Here is a 3,654-nt window from a genome sequence, read left to right as displayed (position 1 = left end):
CTCTGAAGCCTCCAAGCGGATGCCCCGGCGTTGCCGCCGGGGCATCCGCATTCCTCTCAATCAATCCGCGAAATCGGTGGCCTCGGAGGAACCCCTCCACACTTCGAGGTCCTTCGCGACGGCCCTGGCCTTGTCTGCCGCAAGTTCGTTGGCGATCTTGCCCGCAAACAGATGCAGCGGCGGCGATTCGACGCTGGCGGCCTGGATGATCAATCGTGCCAGCTGGTCAGGATCTCCAGCCTGGTGGCCGTGCAGCGTGCCGAGATGCAAGTCGAGCGAAGCCTTGGCCTCCGAGTAGTCGTCGATCTGGCGCTTGGCCACTGCAAGCGCACCGCTCGACAGGAAATCGGTGCGGACCGGACCGGGATAGACCACCGTGGCGCGAATGCCGCTGCCGACAAGCATCGTGTCCACGCGGCTGGAGGGCGACCTTGCCGGCGCCACGATACGGTTGCTGGAAGTATTGACGGTGCCGCTCGATGCACAGGTGCTGGGGCCAGGTATCGTGCGAGAGATCTGCTATCGCGTGCTGACGGGCGAGCAAGGCGGGTCGATGCGTGCGGCGCTGGCGCATCACGGCCGGTTCGGACGCGTGGCGCGGGCACTCAAGCGGATTCACACCGATTACGCGACGCCGCTCAACGTCGCGCGTCTTGCCGAGGAAGCCGGCATGAGCGTGCCGGCGTTTCACGCCAACTTTCGCACGGTGACGCAGACATCCCCGATCCAGTACATCAAGTCCACCCGCCTTCATCAGGCGCGATTGATGATGATCCGCGACGGCGTGACCGCCGCGGCGGCAGCGGGGCGCGTCGGCTACGAAAGCGCGTCCCAGTTCGGCAGGGAGTTCAAGCGCTTGTTTGGCCGGACGCCGGTCGAGGAAGTGCGCGACATGCGCGAGTCGTTCACGCTCTCGCCGGCGGTCCGTTTCGGCACGTAGGCACTCACTAAGCGGCCACATCCACATGGAGCGCGCCCAACGCGGCAAGCTGCGGCCCATCGGCGCGGGTCGCCGCCAGGGGCTATCTCAGGCGATGACCTTCTACTCTGCGACAGGCTGCTCGCGCATGCGACGGGCTTCCTCACGCAGGAACTGCTGGTAATCGTCCAGATCGCCGTCGAAGGGCTCGACGCCGCCCTTGGTGACCAGCCAGAACTCGTCGCATACGGCGCGCAGCAGGGCCCGGTCGTGACTGACCAGCATCACCGTGCCTTCGAATTCGTTGAGCGCCATGCCTAGCGCTTCGCGCGTGGCCAGGTCGAGGTGGTTGGTAGGCTCGTCGAGCAGCAGCAAGTTGGGGCGCTGCCACACGATCATGCACAACACGAGCCGTGCCTTTTCGCCGCCGCTCATCGTGCTAACCGCCTGATGGACCCTGTCGCCACTGAAGTTGAAGGTGCCGAGGAAGGTGCGAAGCGATTGTTCGGTGCCACTCTGGCCGGGGGCGCGCATGTGCGGCGGCGTGTCCTTGGCAAGGCGGATCATGTGTTCCATCGGCGTGTCGAGCGGGCGCAGCACGTCGAGTTCCTGCTGTGCGAAGTAGCCGATGTTCAGGCCTTTGCCTTCGCTGATTTCGCCGGCAATCGGCGCCAGCGCGTGCGCCACCGTCTTCACCAGCGTGGACTTGCCTTGGCCGTTGGCACCGAGAATGCCGATGCGCTGCCCGGCCAGCACGGAACGGTTGATGCCCCGCACRATGACCGTGGGCGGCGTGCCCGGCAGTGCGCCGGCCGGCGCCGGGTAGCCGAAGCTCGCGTCCAGCATCGACAACAGCGGGTTCGGGACGTTGAGCGGTTCCTTGAACTCGAAGTTGAACTCTGCGTCGGCAAGCACCGGTGCGATCTTCTCCATGCGTTCGAGCGCCTTGACCCGGCTCTGCGCCTGCTTCGCCTTCGAGGCCTTGGCCTTGAAACGGTCGATGAATTTCTGCAGGTGGGCGATCTTGTCCGCCTGCTTGGCCACCGCGGCCTGCTGCAACACGAGCTGCTCGGCGCGCATGTCTTCGAACTTGCTGTAGTTGCCGCCATAACGCACGAGCTTGGCGTTGTCGACGTGCACCGTCACCTGCGTCACCGCGTCGAGGAATTCGCGGTCGTGGCTGATCACTACCAGGGTGCCTTGATAGCGCTTGAGCCACGCTTCCAGCCAGACCAGCGCGTCGAGGTCAAGGTGATTGGTCGGCTCGTCGAGCAGCAGCAGGTCGGACGGGCACATGAGCGCGCGCGCCAGCTGCAGTCGCATGCGCCAGCCGCCGGAGAAACTGTTGACCGGGTGGCTGAGCTGCTCGGCACTGAAGCCAAGGCCCAGGATCAGCGCTTGGGCACGTGCGGGGGCGTCGTGTGCACCGGCGTCGTGCAGGGCCATGTAGGCGTGCGCCATGAGCATGCCGTCGTCGCTGGCCTCGGCGGCGGCTACTTCGGCCTGCGCGGCCAGCAGCACGGTGTCACCCTCGACCACGAAGTCGGTCGCGCTCTGCTCGGTCTCCGGCATATCCTGTGCGACCTGCCCCATCTTCCATGCAGCGGGAATCGAGAACTCGCCGCTGTCTTCGTGCAGCGTGCCGTTGAGAAGACCGAAGAAGGACGACTTGCCGGCGCCATTGCGGCCGACAAGACCAATCTTTTCGCCGGGGTTGAAGGTGGCGGACGCGCTGTCGAGTACGACATTGACGCCGCGGCGCAGCGTGACATTACGGACGGAAATCATAGGGAACCACTTCGGAGAAGATCGGCATCATAGCCGACCGGACGTGCAGGCCCGTCTCTTTTCTGGCCGCACGCCTGAAGAGCCGCTTGCGCCTTGCAGCGCCCACCGGCCACAAAGCAAGGCAGGCGCTGGCGCACCGGGCGTTCCGGCTGAAAAGCCGGCGAACATGGCGGTGAATGACGGTTCTTGGGCCGGGAAGCGCCATTGTGCAGGTGGCTTGAGCCATGGGCGGCGAACGCGCCAAGTGCGGAACCGAAGTATTCGAGCGCAAGCAAGGCACCGTAGAACGGGGCCACGGAGATCGCGAGAAACCTGCAGACCGAGCCGGACGTACAGTGGCACGCCTCGTTGCGCAGGGACATTGCTCGATGAGTGACGCCGAGAGCACCCGCCGGCCCGCTGTCATTCTGATCCGCGGCTCCCGCCCTCGACGGCCGTTCGCACGGCTCCGACGTAGATGCGTGAACGCCTTCGAGCCAAAGGCGCTGCGGGATCCCCAGATTCAAACCGGTCCGTTCTGCGGCCTGAAACCCCCATGCTGACAACAACAGTTGTCAGCATGGGACGTTACCAGGCTTTGAAAAGCACTCTGCCACGAAGGGCGCAGCGCAGCTAAACATGCGGGGTAGCGTCAGTATCATGCCGCCGCAATGCGCCAGGTCCGCGGTCCGCTTTCGTGGACGCTATTGCCGCTGGCATCCACGGCGACGACGAGGGGCAGGTTCTCCACATCGAACTCGTAGATGGCTTCCATGCCGAGATCGCCAAACGCAAGGACGCGAGAGGACCGGACCGCCTTGGAGATCAGATAGGCGGCGCCTCCGGTCGCCGCCAGATAGACGCAGCCGTTTTTCACGATCGCGCCGATCGCATCCGGTCCGCGCTCGGCCTTGCCGATCATGCCGATCAAGCCGGTGGACGCAAGCATGCGCTCCGCAAACTTGTCC

The 3,654-nt window shown here is 65.0% G+C and carries 3 protein-coding genes and 1 pseudogene; 1 reads left to right on the top strand and 3 read right to left on the bottom strand.

The window, feature by feature from the left end; all coding sequences use genetic code 11:
- Window positions 1-60: 60 nt before the first annotated feature.
- A complete protein-coding gene (locus AC1DO7_RS40275; RefSeq protein WP_441621542.1) occupies window positions 61-414 on the bottom strand; it encodes a Rossmann-fold NAD(P)-binding domain-containing protein in 354 nt (117 codons plus the stop codon).
- On the opposite strand from AC1DO7_RS40275, the pseudogene AC1DO7_RS40270 reads away from it, so the two are divergent.
- Window positions 395-940 (top strand): annotated as a pseudogene (locus AC1DO7_RS40270) (AraC family transcriptional regulator); the annotation flags it as partial. The gene AC1DO7_RS40275 and the pseudogene AC1DO7_RS40270 sit on opposite strands and share 20 nt — an antisense overlap.
- Before the next feature lie 102 nt (window positions 941-1,042).
- On the opposite strand, the gene AC1DO7_RS40265 reads toward AC1DO7_RS40270, so the two are convergent.
- A complete protein-coding gene (locus AC1DO7_RS40265; RefSeq protein WP_441621449.1) occupies window positions 1,043-2,707 on the bottom strand; it encodes an ABC-F family ATP-binding cassette domain-containing protein in 1,665 nt (554 codons plus the stop codon).
- A 637-nt stretch (window positions 2,708-3,344) separates the two neighbouring features.
- On the bottom strand, window positions 3,345-3,654 hold a 310-nt coding region (locus AC1DO7_RS40260; RefSeq protein WP_441621447.1), incomplete at its 5' end, for a fumarate hydratase C-terminal domain-containing protein.

The organism is Cupriavidus sp. 05N40 (genome assembly GCF_056397305.1).
Note: the sequence above shows the minus strand (reverse complement) of the source record. Positions and strands in the feature narration are given on the sequence as shown.